Consider the following 15,768-nt stretch of genomic DNA (forward strand, 5'->3'; position numbering starts at 1 on the left):
TGAACAATTTTCGCTTTATCAGGCCCTTATGGTTTTAACCGCAAGGCCAGTGCGTCGTTACGCTTTTACAGCGTTATACGAGATAGCCGACTTCATAATAAAACTCTGTGCTTTGGCCTGCGGCGAAGATACCCCTTGCGTTTTTTGCAACCTCAGGCAAATCGCTTTTATAAAATGCAGTCCACTGCGAGGTGACGTTAAAGGTCTGCTTAAAGGTTTCGTCCGCGCCGTTGTCATTATCCAGCCGTAATGCGCAATTGCCTGAGGTCGCAGCACCGTAGGTTCTTACAACAAAGGCTGAATAATTGTTTAGTGTGCTGATTGATGTAAAGTTTTTGGGGGTTGCCCGTTCACCCCACTGGTTTCTTTTATCGCATTTGAACTGCGAATAGGCCTTCTCACCCTCTGGGAATACGACCTTGTCAGGGGCCGGGTGGAGTGGTTTTTCTTCGCTGGACACGTCCTTGTTATCTTCAGACATTTCAATTGCTCCTGGGTTGTGATGCGGTGAGTTGCTGCCTCATTTAAAGCCTAGAGGGTTGTCACGTGAACCGTGGAGTAGTGTGCTTTTTTTAAAGACCGTTTTTGAATATGCAGAAGGTTTTTTGGGGGGGAGGCGGGGTGTCATACTGCTCAGCATTTCGTAGTCAAGAGTGTTGAATAACAGGAGGTTATTAAAGTCGAGTCCACTCCCATGGGAGGGAATGGACTCGCGGACGGTTTAATCAGCGCCAATCAAGCCATCAACTCCGTCCCCAGCTGAAACGCCACCCACAACGCCAGGCCGGTTGCGAAGGTCAGCGCGATGTTTTCGAACCAGTTGTTACGGTATTCCTTGCTCAGCAGCGACTTTTGATTGGACATGATCAACAGCCCGAGCGAGATGATCGGCAAGCCGATGATGTTCAGCGCGTTGACGCCCAGGGTCAGGGTCACGAAGTCGGGCATGCCGGGCAGCGACCAGATCAGCGGGGTAACCAGGATGAACAGCATGAACCACTTGTGCATCGGGTCATTGTGGAAAACCTTGCCGTAGCGTTCGCGGCGCTTCGGGCGGATGTGCTGGAAAGCATCGGTGATCAGCATCGGAAAGGCGGTGGTTTTGCCTGAAATGCTGGCAAACAGCGTGGCAAATACACCGATGAAAAAGATGTACCAACCCAGCGGGCCGAAGAATATTTCCAGTGCTTTGCCCAGATCGGCCAACGTGTTTACCTGAATGCCGTTAGGCCGCAGGATTTCGACACCCACCACCCAGATCGCCAGGTTGATGACGATGCCGACGATCACGGCGAATAACAAATCGTTACGTTGCATGCGCTTGTGCTGCGGCCCCGTCCAGCCTTTTTCGCGCATGACGTAGGGATGAACGAAGTTGGCGATGGAGCCTGCGACGGCCCCGATCACTGACACAGCCACCAGCAGCGCGCCATGTACGCCTTCATCGGGCGGGATACTGAAGCCGATGGTGCCTTTGATGATGCCGCTCACATCGGGACCGGACATGATTGCGAGGGTCAGGAACGCCAGTGTCATGATAGCCAGCAACACCTTCATGACGCCTTCGATCATTGTGTAGATGTTGCGACCGACCAGCAGCCAGACGGCGATCACCACGGCGGCCGAGCAGAGCAGCGGCTGATTGACGTGCAGCAGCATCGCCAGTGCTTCACCAGCGCCCTTGATCATGTAGGCATTGATCAAATGCCCCATGAGCAACGCGTAGCCAAGCATGAACCAGGCAAAAAGGGGATGAAGTTGCGCGTATCCCTGAAGAATGGTCATGCCCTGGTTGTTACAGAGCTGGAACCGGGCAATGATATTGACAATCAGGAACCTGAGCAGCAGTGATATCGCCAGCACCCACATCATGGCGTAGCCGTAACTGGCACCGGCCACAGATGAGGTAATGAGGTCGCCGGCGCCTAGCCAGGACAGCACGGCAATAATGCCGGGTCCCAACAGCTTGGCGAGCTTTTTGAGGCGCGGTTCGGCCACGGGCGCAGCCTTTTCTTCAAGCGTAGGGGTGCCAGACATGCGTTTGATCTCCATTTTTATTGTAATGAGACGTCACTTGTTTGCGGACAAGATAAGACGTCGTACAACAGGCGTGGGGATTCAAATGTAACTACGTGTAAAAGCGTTTACGGATCGGTTGCGTTATCGGCGTGCGCTGTCAATGCACAATGATTACCTGACTGATTCGTGTACCCATGCTCCGCGTTCGATGACGTTCTGCGTTACGTCTGTGCGGCATGCCTTGCCCATAATCACTGCACACAAAAGCGCTTTTTATGATGATGGCGCAGAGTGCGACGTCAGCGCTGGCTGAAGACCGTCTATGATGAACGCCCCACCGAGCTCAATGACCTATGAACAATTCGATGACCCCGCCGACGCTGGCTGCTGCGCAATTCTGTTCGGCAAAAGGCGAGTTTGAGCACAATCTTGCCGGGCATCTGGCGTTCATGCAGCGTGCCGCTGACGTTGGGGCGGAGTATCTGTTGTTTCCTGAGCTGTCGCTGACCGGCTATGAGCCTGATCTCGCACGTGAATTGGCGCTTTATCCAAACGACGCAGGCCTGGAGCCGATTCGCGCGCTGGCGATGCAGTTGCAATTGATGACCACCGTCGGCGTACCGCTCAAATGCCCCGACGGCCGCATTCTGATCAGTGCGCTGACGTTCACGGCGCATGGCGAGATCATTGCCTACGCCAAGCAATACCTGCATCCCGGCGAAGACGCGGTATTCAGTCCAGGGAGTGAGGACTGCTATCTGCAACTCGATCAACACCGAATCGGCCTGTGCGTATGCGCTGACTTCAGCCGTCCAGCGCATGCGCAACGCCTCTCGGACGGCGGCGCCTGGTTATACGCTGCCAGCGTGCTGATTTCGCCGGAGGGTTACGAGCATGATGCAGCGCTGCTCGCTGAGCATGCGCGGCGCCACAGGTTGCCTGTGCTGATGGCCAATCATGGCGGGCCTACGGGCGGTTGGCAGTCGGCGGGGCGCAGCGGTCTTTGGGACGAAGCGGGGTGCTGGATTGGCGGGATGGACGGTGCAGGGAGCGGGCTGGTTATCGCAACTTGCCAGCGCGAGGGCTGGCAGGTTCGTGCCGTCACGTTTGAATGAGCAGCCTCAGGTGTTCACGGCAGGGGCGGGCTTGAGTTCAGGTGCATGGTCCTGGCGTGAAAGAGTCTCTGGCACTGTCGCCAGTAACAGACAGAACGCCACTGCCGCGACCGCCGCAAGGGTCAAAAATGCTGCACTGTACCCAGCCGTATGCACCACAAAACCGGCCAGGCTGTTGCTCAGCGCCGCGCCCAGACCGAACAGTGTCGACAATGCCCCCAGGCTGACGTTGAAGCGTCCGCTGCCCTGGGTCAGGTCTTTGACCATCAACGGGAACAATGCGCCAAAAAGGCCCGCGCCGATGCCGTCGAGCATCTGCACAGCCACCAGCCAGTACGGGTCATCGGACAGCGTGTAAAGCACGCCCCGGATCGGAAGAATCAGAAACCCGGCCAGCAGTAGCGGTTTGCGCCCCCAGACATCCGCTTTCATGCCCACCAGCAGTGCAGCAGGCACCATGACCAGCTGCGCCGCGACGATGCAGGCGGAGGTCAATGGCGTCGCCATCTGCATGTTGATCAGTGACAGTTTCTGGCTCACCAGCGGCAGCATCGCAGCGTTGGCCAGATGAAACAGCGCACAGCAGATGCCGAACAATAAAAGCGGCTTGTTGCTCAGCAGGGCGGACAACCCTGAAGGCTGATGACCGCTGGCATCGTGGCTCGCATCGAACCCTCGCGCCACGTCATGATCGATTGCATCCGCCGAAACAAAACTGATCGCGATGACGCTCGCCAACGCCATCGCGGCCATCAGGTAAAACACCGCGATCGGGCCGAACAGATACGCAAAACCGCCCGCCAGCAAGGCTGCGCAGGCATTGCCCGCATGGTTGAAGGTCTCGTTGCGCCCGGTACGTCGAGTAAAGGCTTTCGGCCCGGTGATGCCCAGGGAAATGGCAGCGATAGCGGGTGCGAACACCGAAGACGCCACGCTGCTCAACGCCTGAGTCAGGGCAACCACCGTGAAGGACGAGGTGAAAGGCAGGATCAGACAGCTCAGCGTGACCAGCAGCGCCGCCACACCGATTATTCCGCGCTTGTAGGGCGTGCGGTCGATAAGGGCTCCAGCGGGTGTCTGCGTCAGCAACCCGGCAATCCCTGCAATGGTCATGACCACGCCGATGCTGGCCGGGTCCCATTTATGGACTGCCAGCAGGTAAATCGCCAGGTAAGGGCCTAACCCATCGCGCACATCGGCGAGGAAGAAATTAAGGCTGTCGAGTGAAAGGGTATTGCGGCGATCTGTATGGCTGGCCAAGAGCGGGATTCCCGTAATTCGTCAGACTCCAGGTAGCCGAGTCACGGCTAATACTGACCCAAGGCGTTTTAAAGAAGTTTCCGCACCCAACATGAAATTTGCAGGTTCATACGCTCTTTTTTTGCAGGCTTTTCATGCGTTGTGCTGCACGTTGCACAGCGGCCATCTTTTCCGGCCGCTTCATGCGTTTCCATTTGCGAATGTCGTCTTTGGTGCGCCCGCAGCTGACGCACAGGTCACCACTGAGCTGGCACACGGAAATACAGGGGTTCTCAATGTCCTTGGCCATCTCGACCTCGTCTGGCGTACTTGCGTTTGATACGCTGCTGCCAGTCGCCACCGTTCTCGAAATGGCACTGCTCTTCACAGTCGACATGCACGTGAGCCGAGATGCTCGACACACTCACTTGCGCCTCCTCGAACGCCGCGGCCGTCAACTCGATCATCCGCTCGCCCAGTCCGCACGCCAGTGCTGCTTGCTTTTCAGCCTGCGTATCGAACACCCAGACCACCTGGAGGCTGGCCGGGAAGGCCGCGTAATCGACTTCATGAGTCAGCCAGCGGAAGCCGGGCATTTCTGACTTCGCGGTTTCACAGGCCTGCGTCAGCGCTGTAACAAGCTGGCGTTCAGCGCGGGCCTGCTCGCGTTTGCTTGAGGGCATCTGGGGGCCTCGGGCCGTGGAGGGGGTGGTTGGTTGCGTACGATACCTGAATGTCAAATCAGGCTCCAAGACGAAAATCTGATCAGTCATTGCTGCGTATCAGCCGCACTCATCTGGTGTTGCTGCGGTCTCAACATCTTGACAGGGTTAAGTCGTGAGTCTGTTCAACATAACAACAAGGAGACACATCATGGATTTCTCATCCTCAAACACCACCGCAGACCAAAGCCGTCGGGGTTTTCTGAAAAAGTCGCTGGCTGTTTCGGCAACGGTCGCGGCCATTGGCTCGTTGCCGCGTCTGTCTGTTGCCGAGCCGTTGACCCAGCGCTATCCCGATCCGCTGGTCGGCGTGCTGGATGACAGTTTTCTGGACATCCGTATTTTCAATGCCAGCGTCGAGAAACTCGCCACCGGCATGCGTTGGGCCGAAGGGCCGGTATGGATCGGGGATGGTCGTTATCTGTTGGTCAGTGATATCGCCAACAACCGCATCATGCGCTGGGATGAGGTGACAGGGGCGCTGTCTGTGTACCGCGAGCACTCCAATTTCTCCAATGGCATGTGCCGCGACCGCCAAGGCCGGTTGCTGGTCTGTGAAGGCTCGAGCACGACCAGCGAAGGGCGTCGGGTGACGCGTACCGAGTACAACGGACGCATCACGGTGCTGGCCGACAGTTTCGACGGCAAGCCTTTCAATTCGCCCAATGACATCGTCTGCAAACGCGACGGTTCAATCTGGTTCACCGATCCGACCTTTCAGGCCAACAGCGATTACGAAGGTCGCAAGGTCAAGCAGGAACAGCCTTTCGGGGTTTATCGAATCGATCCTTCGAGCGGCAAGGTCGGTCGGGTCATCGATGATCTGGCAGGCCCGAACGGCTTGTGTTTTTCGCCGGACGAGAAAACCCTGTATGTGGTCGAAGGGCGCGCTAAACCGACCGGGATCGTCTGGGCGATAGCGGTGAATGAAGACGGCACGCTTGGAGAGCGACGCAAGCACATCGAAGGGCTGGAATATGCAGCCATCGACGGTATCAAGTGCGACGAGAGCGGCAACCTCTGGTGTGGCTGGGGCGGCAACGGCCACCCGAAGGCCGACCTGGAAAAACTCGACGGGGTGCGGGTATTCAACCCGCAGGGTAAAGCCATCGGGCATATCAGCCTGCCCGAGCGCTGCGCCAATGTCTGCTTTGGCGGGCGAGAGGGCAACCGGCTGTTCATGGCCAGCAGTCACTCACTGTACTCAGTGTTCGTGAACGCGCGAGGTGCCACGTTCGCCTGACCCGTCATCGTCAGGCAAGGCGTGCAGGCTGCCCGCTGTCAATTGAGTCGAACCCCTGAGAACGTGCCGGGTCTGTTCCTGTAATTACTCTCAGGGATCGTTTATTTATGTCGGCGCAACGTGGACTGGTATTGCTTGCACGAGGCGGTTATGCCGCGCGTGGTGTGGTTTATCTGATTATTGGCCTGTTTGCTGTTCTGGCAGCTCAGGGTTCTTCGCAACCGGCTGACAGCCACAGCAGCCTTGAGGCGTTGCTGAGTCAGCCGTTCGGCAATGTGCTGGTTGGCCTGGTGGTCGTCGGTCTTCTGGCGTTCGCGGCCTGGCGAGTGCTGCAGGCAACGCGGGACGTCGACCATCATGGCCGCGAGCTGAAAGGGCTGGTGATTCGTGGCGGTTTGCTGGTGGGCGGTTTCACGTATGGCGCGCTTGCGTTCTTCGCGCTGGGCCTTCTGATCAGCGGGTTGAAAAGCTCCGGTGGCTCCGATGGCGGTCAGGCCAAGGACCTGCTGGCGTCCATTCTGTCGTGGGATCACTCCAACCTGCTGGTCTACGTGGTTGCGCTGGTCCCTCTGGCGTTAGGCATCGTGCATATCATCAAAGGCTACAAGGCGTCCTTCGAGAAATATTTCGAGGCTGACGAAGACGTCATGAAGTATGTCCGACCGGTCTCGCAATTCGGCCTGATCGCACGTGGCGTGGCGTTTATCGAGATTGCCGTCTTGCTGGCCGTGAGCGGTTCCAGCTATCAGGCGATGCACCCGCCTGGCATGAAGGACGCGCTCAACGGCCTGCAGGATCTGCCCGCGGGCGGCCTGGTGCTGCTGATCGTGGCCTTGGGGCTGATCGCGTTTTCGGTTTACAGCTTCGCCCAGGCCGCGTGGCGCAAGATCAACATGGATGTACCCGACGCGCCAGAAGCCGTCACGCGTCATTTTCGCTGATTGCTCCCCTGTTGATCAGCGGTCTGGCGTATGCCAGCACGCCGCTGGTTGGCGTGGGCGTGGCCGAAGGCGAGATGGCGGCAGGATGCGATGGGCCAGGCTAACAGTGCGGTCGACGCAGCGCTGAGCATGGCCCGTGGTGAAACCCTGGCACCTCCGGTGACCTGGGGCCTGTTCAGGCTCATCGCCCGGAAAATCACCAGGCGTTTGAATAAGAGCATTTGAGCCTCGCCTTATGGGCTCATCGAGCGCCATGACAAGGCGCAGGTTTCAGACCCTGATGTCCTGCGGCCCACGGATCTGCGCTTCGATGCGCGTGCCGGTCAGGCGTTCTTCGTTGGAGAACCCGTCGTATCTGGACAGCTCACCAAAGCGGATGCCGGTGAGTTGTTCGATCTGCGCAACGCTGCGTTGCCAGGTTTTGAGCGGGCCGAACACGATGCCCAGTTTACCCAGCTCGCTGCTTTGATCGATCATGTAGGCACTGGCCGAGGGCTTGCCATCATCGCCGAGAAACGCCACGACCTTCCAGAATGCCGATGGAATTCTGATGTTCCGGTAGCTGCGGTCGTCGTCCCGCAATATGGGGCCGGTGAATACCGTTACCCGGGATTTCCAGCGACGCGTGTTGTCGAGAATGTAGTCCTCAAGTTCCAGCCAGGTCTTCTGATTGAACGCGCCCATCTGCGGCGAGCAGTTGGTGAAGTGAAACGTGTCACTGTTGGCAACCTCGGCGTCCTTGCCCCAGTTCGGGTCCTGACGTCTGACCAGATGGCCGCGATCCAGCAGATTGTCGGCATACAGGCTTTCGCCGATTTGCGCCTCGGCAGGCAAGCGGCCGTCGAATGACCATGAATCCTTGCTGCGCTTGACCTCTACGCTATTGGCGCCATCGATATTGACACCGACATACAGCGCCAGGCGCCGGCTGCGTGACATGGTGATCGAGAAGTGTGTGTAATCGAGGCGATTGCCAGCGTTATCCAGTGGATAGACATCAGGCGCCAGCTCTTCGTCCGCAGACGGCCAGGGCACGACGAAATCGCCGAGAAAATTATCGGCATAACCTTTGCGCTTCTTAAATTCGCTTGCCGGGGTCGTGCGGGGGGCTGCGAGCGTCTGTGGCTCGAGCAATCCGGTCATGGAGGTCAGCGGCTTGAGGTCGGCAAGGCGGGGGCGGTGGGCGAGGTCGATAGCGAACTTTTTGTCGGGCACGGTGCTTGCTCCTGCGATGGGCGTGGTTTTCGTTACAGTTCACCATAGCCGCGTTACAGGCCAGCGTCAGGTCAGGCCAACGGTGGTCTCTATGACTAATTCAGCAAAAGTCCATAAACAGGCTTAAGTAACAGGCAGTGTGCGTCGATAAGCTCAAGATAAGAGCAATCCGCAGCTCGTGTTATTTCATTAACCGTAGAGGGCTCCAGGATGTCGATAAAACTACGTCTGTTCTTGCTGATCGGCACCAGCGTGTTGACCGTTCTGATCATCAGTCTGGTCAATTACCTGGGCAATACACGCATGGAGTCGGCTATGTTCGACAGCGAAGTCAGCATGACTGCGCTGGGCAATCATCTGGAAGCCGACATGATGCACGACGCGCTGCGCGCTGACGTGCTGTCAGCGATGCTGGTTGGCCTGGGGAAAAGCGACAGCACCCGAAGCGAGGTGCAGGCCTCCCTCAACGAGCATGCCGCGCACTTTCGTAAAGTGATAGGCGACAACCTTCAGCTTCCCGTCACCGCCGCGATCATGGCGGAGTTGAACAGTCTCAAGCCCAGTCTCGATGCCTATATCGTCGCAGGCGAGCGCATTGTCGGATTAGCCCTCGACAGCCCGGACAGCGCCCAGCGAGAGCTGGGTACTTTCAGCAGCGCCTTCACTCAACTGGAGGACCGGATGTCGACCCTGAGCGACCTGATCGAAAGTCACTCCAAAGCCAGCGGCGAAGGGGTCCGGCAAACGATTCGCAGCGCCAATATCATGCTGGTCGTGGTGCTTGTGATCAGCCTGTTGCTGCTGCTCGCTCAGGGGCACTGGGTGACCCGCAGCATCATGATCCCCCTCGCGTCTGCCAGCCGGATAGCCGACAGCATTGCCCACGGCAATCTCAGCGAATCCATCGCCGAGCCTCGCAGCCGTGACGAAGCCAGCATGTTGATTCGCAGCCTGGCGATCATGCAGCGCGACCTGCGCGGCATGATCGAAGTGGTTCGCGCCAATGCGCACGGCGTCAGTGGCATGAGCCGTCAACTCAGCAGCGGTTGCCATGACGTGGCCGACAGCAGCCGGCAGCAGAGTTCGGCAGCGGGCACCATGTCGGCGGCGACCAGCGAGATGACCGCCAGCATCGAGGAAATCACTCGTCATGCCGGGCACGCACTGGAAATGGCCAGTCAGGCCGAGTCCCTGGCCAAGAACGGCGGCCGGGTGATTCATCAGGTGGTCAGTGACATGGACAGTATCGCCCGCTCCGCGCAACAGTCCGCGCAGGTCATTCGTACGCTGGACAAGGATTCCGAGGGGATTTTCAACATTATTCAGGTGATCAAGGGCATTGCCGATCAGACCAACCTGCTGGCGCTCAATGCCGCCATCGAAGCCGCGCGGGCCGGCGAGCAGGGCCGTGGTTTTGCCGTGGTGGCCGACGAAGTGCGTAGTCTGGCGGGTCGTACCAGCGCTTCCACGCAGGAAATCACCACAATGGTTGCGCGCATTCAGCAAAGCACCCGTGAGGCAGTGACCAGCATGGAGGCCGGCGTCGCTCAGGTAGACAAGGGCATGGCCGTCACTGCCGAGGTAGAGCGCGCGATCAGCGATATTCTTGATGCCACACTGAGCACCACGCAACTGGTCAACGACATCACGCGCACGATTGGTGAACAGAGCCTGGCCAGTAATGAAATTGCCCATCAAGTGGAGATGATTGCCAGCATGTCCGAAGGTAACAGCCGGATCATCGGTCAGACCGCCAGCACCACTGACGAACTGTCCGTGATGGCCGGGCAGCTTTCGCAATCGGTTGACCGGTTTCGACTTTGATATTAAATAGCCCAAGTCTGCAGTACTCTGCGGCGCAGTCAGCGCCGCAGCCTGTCTGACTGACGTTTCATGCATTAAAGCTTTGGCAGCGACTGACGTTAACCCTCGCACGTGAATCACCTTGCACCCTTGGAGCAGCGATATGCAGATGTTAAAGGCTTTATACGAGTCAGTTGAAAAGCAGTTTTTCAACACACTGACCAAAAAGCTATCAAGCCTTTTTCTGCTGGTCCTGGTGAGTGCGCTGTTGTACTGGGTGGCGTTGAACATTCGCGACGGCATCATGCAGCAGTTGCACACTGCACAACTGGACGCCACTGTGCTGAGCCAGGTCCAGAGCCGGCTTGACCTCCTGAGCAATGCCATTTTGCTGAGTACGCTGTTCACGCTGGTGATGGTCAGCTTCATGGTCTGGTACTTCCGGCACTTGATCGTCCGGCCAGTCATTTCCATGACGCGTGCGCTTGAAGAAGTCGCCAGCGGGGAGGGCGATCTGTCAAAAGACCTGCCGTTGCTGACTCATGATGAAATCCGCGTATTGGCCAGTACCTGTAATCGCTTTCTGGCCAAGCAGCGTGAGGTGATCAGCAGTATCCAGGGGCTTACCGTACAGATCGCCGTCGAATCGGCCCGTTCGCTGAAAAACATCAGTGACTCCAGCGACAGCGCCACTGATCAGGCACGTTTCGCCCGAGAGGTCATGGACCAGAGCAACATGGCGGTGGGCAGCATTGAAGACGTCTCACAGCAGACCCAGGGTATTTCCAGCACCACGGCACAAAACCTGAGCATGGCGCGGGATTCATACGCCGAGCTGCTGGAGGTGACCGGCAATATCAGTCAGATATCCAGCAGCCTCAACGAGTTCGGTACGCTGGTATCGGGGTTGAACGAGCGCTCATCGAGCATCAAATCCATCGTCGGCCTGATCCAGCAGATTTCCGCACAGACCAACCTGCTGGCGCTCAATGCCGCCATTGAAGCAGCGCGCGCCGGGGAAAGCGGTCGGGGCTTTGCGGTGGTGGCCGACGAGGTTCGCACCCTGGCACAGAACGTCAGTAAAGCGACCGAAGACATCTCTCGTAATATCGACGCGATGCTTCAGGAAGTCAGTTCCACCCACGAGCAGACCATTCAAATCAGTCACAGCGCCCGCGAAACCCAGATGGTGGTGGAGCGCGCTTCCGGTCATTTCGAGAGCATGATCGGCGATTTCGAATCCACGAATGACAAGCTGGCTGACATCGCTACGCATATTCAGCAGTTTGCGACCACCAACACCGGGATCAACGAACGGGTCACGCGGATCTATTCCGACAGCCAGGCCATTGATCAACGCATGCAGCACTCCGCCACGGCGACCCGTGATCTGTCCGGCGTGGCCGAGCAGGTCCAGAGCCTGTTGGGACGATTCGTGCTCGGGCACGGCGAGCTGGATGCTGCGATCACCAGGGCCAGCCAGTGCCGTGACATTCTGCAGGTGCGCCTGGCTGAGCTGCACAAGCAGGGCGTCAACCTGTTCGATCAGAACTACAAACTGATCCCCGGCACCGACCCCAAACAGTACATGACCAGCTACACCGAGCGTTTCGCGCAAGTCTGCCAGGAAGAATGCGACAAGCTGACCAAAGGCACCCGAGGCGGAAAGGTGACGTTTATCGTGGACAGCAAAGGTTATTGCCCGGTCAACAACAGTTGGGTGTCGCAAAAACCGACCGGCAACCGTGAAGTCGATCTGCCTGTGTGCCGCAACAAGCGGATGTTCTCCGACCCGATAGGGCTGCGTGCCGCCGGTAACAAACAACGCTTCCTGTTACAGACTTACCTGCGTGATACCGGCGAGATCATGACTGAAATCGATGTGCCGTTCTTTTTCGAGGGTCGCCATTGGGGCAACATGCGGATGGGCTTCGACGCGGCGCTGTTATTGGGCAAGTAACGGGTCGCGCCGGCAGACAAGCCTGCGCGCAGGGCGCAGGCTCGAGATCGCTGTTAGCCCAGCAGGTGCTGGGAGATGTACCTGGATATCTGGACCACCGACGTCTTGCCGGTGAATTCGAATTTCACCTTGCCGATAGCCGAGAAGTAGATTTCCAGCTCAGAGTCCAGGTCAAAGGTGCCTGATGTTTCAACTGACCATGCCACGATGTTTTTGTACGGCAGTGACGTGAAGTCTTTCTTGCTGCCGGTCAGGCCCTGCACATTGACCGAAATGATGCGTTTGGTTGTAAATACCACGCCGTCGCGCATGGATTTATAGGCGTCGATCACCTCTTCGCCGTCAAGTAACAGGTCCTTGACCCGGTCTGCATACTCGTCATTCTGCTTGAGTTTGAAGAAGCCCTTGTTGTTGAAGTCAATCATTTGTCTGTCCTTGAATGGTCATTCGAACGGGTCTACAACCTGCGCAGTTCACGCGCCCGGTGGTGGCTCACCATAACATTGCGCTGAAGGTGTCACGCAACGATTGCAGGCGGTGATTACGCTGTGCGCAGCCGAAACAACGGAACGTTCGCGCGGGGACAGGCTCAACTTCTATACGGCGCTGATTTCCAGAACGCCACGGAGGTGTGACCTTTGAACATTCAAGACCTGACAAAGCATGTGAAAGACGACAAGGTTCGCGAACTCGACCTGATTTCCATGGAAGGCGGCTCCTATGTACTCCACGCCCTGGTGGATGGCAAGTCTGTCCCGGTACAGGATTCGACAGGCAAAACCCTGCACGTTGCCTCGGTAGAAGAGGCGCGCAAGGTGCTTTCTTCTGTCTCCGACGTAAAGCTGTTCATGACTCAGGCTGTTGCCCACGATGAGATGGTAGGCCTGGACAGCGTTCAGCCTGAGTCCTCGCGTCATGAGATCCCGCTGCGCTCGAGCCTCTGATCGCGGAGTCAGGCTGCACGTCTGACCGCGATGCATTTGATCTCCAGCAACAGGCCGGGGTGTGCCAGTTCTGCGACGCCTATACAGGTCCAGGCACATTGCCCGCGCGGAAAGATGCGGTTTTTCACGTCACGAAACACCGGCATGTGTTCGCTCATGGCAACGTGGTAGGTGGTCATGTCGACGATGTCATCGAACGTGCAGCCGCCCTCGGCCAGGACCGTGCGCAGATTCTCCCAGCAGGCGACAAACTGCGCCTCCGGGTTGAGGATGACTTCCATGTCCCGTGTACGCCCCACCTGTCCGGCGCAGTAGAGCGTATCGCCCACCCTTACTGCGGGGGCATAGCCTGCGCGGTCCATGATCGACTGCATAGTGGACGGGACGATGATTTCGCGATCTGACATAGATAACACCTGTGTGTAACGCCTTGGTTTGTACTGATGACTGTGTAACGGGTTGTCCTGGCATCTGATGAGTGCGCAATGCCCGATCAGGTGCTGCGCGTTCATGCCCGGCGTGATCTCAACCTTTTGCGGCAGGTTTGGCAACACGCCGTGGCTTTTTGGCCGCGCCAGCAGGTGCCGTGGAAGCTGCCGTACTGCGCTTGGCGGTCTTGCGTTTTTTCTTCCAGGGCGGCGCGACGCCCGCCGGGTTGGCCGGGCCGCTGATGGTCATGCGCATGCCGACGCAGCGGCTGACCTGCCTGCTCATCCAGGCCGCCTGCTTGGCAACGAATTCTTCCAGGCTCATTTCGCCGCTTTGCACCATGTCCAGCGCCTGTTCCCAGATTGCCGTAGTGCCGGGGTCGGCGATGGCACGAGGCACCGCATCGATCAGGCTGAACGCTGCCGGTGTGGCGCACAGCGCCTTGCCCTGTTTGGTCAGATAGCCACGGTCCAGCAGACCCTGAATGATCCCGGCACGGGTGGCTTCGGTGCCGATGCCGGTGGTGTCTTTCAGTTTTTGCTTGAGCAGCGGATCTTCCACCAGTTTGGCGACGTTCTTCATCGCCTTGATCAGGTCGCCCTCCGTGAAAGGCTTGGGCGGCTGGGTCCAGAGATCCTTGAGGATGACCTCGGCCACCGCGCACTCGCAGTCTTGAAACAGTGTGGGCAGTGGCTGCGGCGCGGGCGCTTCGCGGCCTTTGGCCGGGGCCAGCGCCTCTGGCATGGCACGCTTCCAGCCAGGCTCGACAATCTGCTTGCCGACCGCCCGCAGCGCATGGCCTGCACAATCGAAGTCGGCCTGAGTGCGGTCATATTCGTGGTTGGGCAGGAACTGCGCCAGATAGCGTGCCCTGATCAGGGTATACACCGCTCGGGGCTTGCCGGTCAGTCGTTCGACCCCGCGAACCGCGGCCGTGGGAATGATCCCGTGGTGGGCCGTGACCTTCGCATCGTTCCAGGCACGTGAGCGACGGCTCGGGTCAAGGTGCGGCAGCAGGCTGGCCAACGCCGGGTCAGCCTTGCCCAGCGCGGCAATAATGCTCGCGGCTTCGCCATGCTGGCTGTTCGGCAGAAAGCCGCAATCGCTGCGCGGGTAAGTGATGACCTTGTGGGTTTCATAGAGCGCCTGGGCAATGTCGAGGGTTTCCTGGGCGCCCAGCCCAAGCTTTTTCGAGCAGATTTCCTGCAAGGTGCCCAGATCGAAAGGCAAAGGCGCCGCTTCGCGAATCCGTTCGGTGCGCAGCTTGACGAGCTGAGCGCTGGACGCGTTGCGCATGGCGTCGGCGGCCTGTTGCGCCAGCGGCTGGTTCAGGCAGCGATCCTGGTCGTCACACGCATCGGACGGCGCGCGCCATTGGGCGATAAACGCCTGATCGTCGTGCAGCAGTTTGACGTCGATGGCCCAGAATGGCGCGGGCACGAAATCAGCAATGCTGCGATCGCGGTCCACCACCAGGCGCAAGGTCGGGGTCTGCACACGCCCGACGGGTAACACGCCCTGATAGCCGGATTGCCGACCCAGCAGTGTGAACAAACGGCTCATGTTCATGCCGATCAGCCAGTCGGCGCGGGATCGCCCCAGCGCCGAGTGATACAGGCTGAAAGTGTCGGCACCGGGCTTGAGTGATGCCAATGCCTTGCGGATCGAGGCGTCATCCAGCGCCGACAGCCAGAGACGCTGGATCGGCCCGCGGTAGCGGCAGTGCTCGACCAGTTCACGGGCGATCATTTCACCTTCCCGGTCAGCATCGGTGGCAATGACCAGTTCCTGCGCCTCGCCCAGCAGCCGCTTGACGGCCTTGAACTGGCTGGCGGTTCTGGGCTTGACCAGCATTTTCCATTTTTCCGGAACAATGGGCAGGTCTTCCAGCACCCAGCGTTTGTAACGCGCGTCATAAGCGTCGGGCGGTGCGGTTTCCAGCAAGTGGCCGATGCACCAGGTCACGGTGGCACTGGCTCCCACCCAGCAGCCATCGCCACGCCGGGTAGCGCCAAGCGCAGCCGCAATGTCTTTGGCCTGGGAAGGTTTTTCGCAGAGAAACAGCCGCATGACTACCGTCGTCGATTACCGGTGTGAGGCTGCAAGAATGGACGTTGAGGGCGTGTGGAGCAAGTTTT

15 protein-coding genes and 1 pseudogene are annotated in these 15,768 nt (G+C 58.5%); 7 read left to right on the forward strand and 9 right to left on the reverse strand.

What is annotated here, in order from left to right; translation table 11 throughout:
* Positions 1-73: 73 nt before the first annotated feature.
* Both BW686_RS12600 and BW686_RS12605 read right to left on the reverse strand, forming a co-directional pair.
* Positions 74-481 carry a hypothetical protein gene (locus tag BW686_RS12600; protein WP_084917101.1) on the reverse strand — a complete coding sequence of 136 codons (408 nt, stop codon included), beginning with the start codon at positions 479-481 and terminating at the stop codon, positions 74-76.
* A gap of 254 nt (positions 482-735) precedes the next feature.
* On the reverse strand, positions 736-2,037 hold the full coding sequence (locus BW686_RS12605; RefSeq protein ID WP_084917102.1) for an Nramp family divalent metal transporter: 1,302 nt from the start codon (positions 2,035-2,037) through the stop codon (positions 736-738).
* A 347-nt stretch (positions 2,038-2,384) separates the two neighbouring features.
* Here BW686_RS12605 and BW686_RS12610 point away from each other — a divergent pair, with 347 nt between their 5' ends.
* On the forward strand, positions 2,385-3,134 hold the full coding sequence (locus BW686_RS12610) for a carbon-nitrogen hydrolase family protein (RefSeq protein WP_084917165.1): 750 nt from the start codon (positions 2,385-2,387) through the stop codon (positions 3,132-3,134).
* Positions 3,135-3,140: 6 nt separating this feature from the next.
* Here the strand turns inward: BW686_RS12610 and BW686_RS12615 are convergent, their stop codons facing one another.
* The 3 genes from BW686_RS12615 to BW686_RS12625 form a co-directional block, all read right to left on the reverse strand.
* A complete protein-coding gene (locus BW686_RS12615; protein WP_084917103.1) occupies positions 3,141-4,394 on the reverse strand; it encodes an MFS transporter in 1,254 nt (417 codons plus the stop codon).
* 106 nt (positions 4,395-4,500) lie between these two features.
* Complete coding sequence (locus BW686_RS12620; protein WP_054985364.1) at positions 4,501-4,683, reverse strand: DUF1289 domain-containing protein; 183 nt, start codon at positions 4,681-4,683, stop codon at positions 4,501-4,503.
* On the reverse strand, positions 4,667-5,056 hold the full coding sequence (locus tag BW686_RS12625) for a hypothetical protein (RefSeq protein ID WP_084917104.1): 390 nt from the start codon (positions 5,054-5,056) through the stop codon (positions 4,667-4,669). The genes BW686_RS12620 and BW686_RS12625 overlap by 17 nt, the downstream gene beginning before the upstream one ends.
* Before the next feature lie 190 nt (positions 5,057-5,246).
* Between BW686_RS12625 and BW686_RS12630 the strand changes: the two genes are divergently transcribed.
* Entirely contained in the window at positions 5,247-6,338 is a 1,092-nt protein-coding gene (locus BW686_RS12630) for an SMP-30/gluconolactonase/LRE family protein (protein WP_084917105.1), read from the forward strand.
* A 107-nt stretch (positions 6,339-6,445) separates the two neighbouring features.
* Positions 6,446-7,279 (forward strand): DUF1206 domain-containing protein, encoded by an 834-nt coding sequence (locus BW686_RS12635; RefSeq protein ID WP_084917106.1) that lies wholly within the window; start codon positions 6,446-6,448, stop codon positions 7,277-7,279.
* Between the two features lie 270 nt (positions 7,280-7,549).
* On the opposite strand, the gene BW686_RS12640 is transcribed toward BW686_RS12635, so the two are convergent.
* Positions 7,550-8,494, reverse strand: a complete 945-nt coding sequence (locus tag BW686_RS12640; RefSeq protein ID WP_084917107.1) for a DNA/RNA non-specific endonuclease — start codon at positions 8,492-8,494, stop codon at positions 7,550-7,552.
* Between the two features lie 765 nt (positions 8,495-9,259).
* Between BW686_RS12640 and BW686_RS27520 the strand changes: the two are divergent.
* The 3 genes and pseudogenes from BW686_RS27520 to BW686_RS12650 all read left to right on the forward strand — a co-directional run.
* A pseudogene (locus tag BW686_RS27520) lies at positions 9,260-9,460 on the forward strand (HAMP domain-containing protein); the annotation flags it as partial.
* Between the two features lie 132 nt (positions 9,461-9,592).
* Positions 9,593-10,318, forward strand: a complete 726-nt coding sequence (locus tag BW686_RS27525) for a methyl-accepting chemotaxis protein (protein ID WP_373271018.1) — start codon at positions 9,593-9,595, stop codon at positions 10,316-10,318.
* Positions 10,319-10,460: 142 nt separating this feature from the next.
* A complete protein-coding gene (locus BW686_RS12650) occupies positions 10,461-12,257 on the forward strand; it encodes a methyl-accepting chemotaxis protein (RefSeq protein WP_084917109.1) in 1,797 nt (598 codons plus the stop codon).
* 53 nt (positions 12,258-12,310) lie between these two features.
* On the opposite strand, the gene BW686_RS12655 is transcribed toward BW686_RS12650, so the two are convergent.
* A complete protein-coding gene (locus tag BW686_RS12655; protein WP_084917110.1) occupies positions 12,311-12,682 on the reverse strand; it encodes a PH domain-containing protein in 372 nt (123 codons plus the stop codon).
* Positions 12,683-12,895: 213 nt separating this feature from the next.
* Between BW686_RS12655 and BW686_RS12660 the strand changes: the two genes are divergently transcribed.
* Positions 12,896-13,201, forward strand: coding sequence for a DUF6482 family protein (locus BW686_RS12660; RefSeq protein ID WP_084917111.1), 306 nt, complete (start codon positions 12,896-12,898; stop codon positions 13,199-13,201).
* Between the two features lie 8 nt (positions 13,202-13,209).
* Here BW686_RS12660 and BW686_RS12665 read toward each other — a convergent pair whose 3' ends face one another.
* Together BW686_RS12665 and BW686_RS12670 are read right to left on the reverse strand one after the other, a co-directional pair.
* Positions 13,210-13,608, reverse strand: coding sequence for a RidA family protein (locus BW686_RS12665; protein WP_084917112.1), 399 nt, complete (start codon positions 13,606-13,608; stop codon positions 13,210-13,212).
* 118 nt (positions 13,609-13,726) lie between these two features.
* Complete coding sequence (locus BW686_RS12670; RefSeq protein WP_084917113.1) at positions 13,727-15,700, reverse strand: DNA topoisomerase III; 1,974 nt, start codon at positions 15,698-15,700, stop codon at positions 13,727-13,729.
* Positions 15,701-15,768 lie beyond the last annotated feature (68 nt).

This window comes from Pseudomonas syringae (assembly GCF_002157375.1).
Lineage (GTDB): Bacteria > Pseudomonadota > Gammaproteobacteria > Pseudomonadales > Pseudomonadaceae > Aquipseudomonas > Aquipseudomonas syringae_T.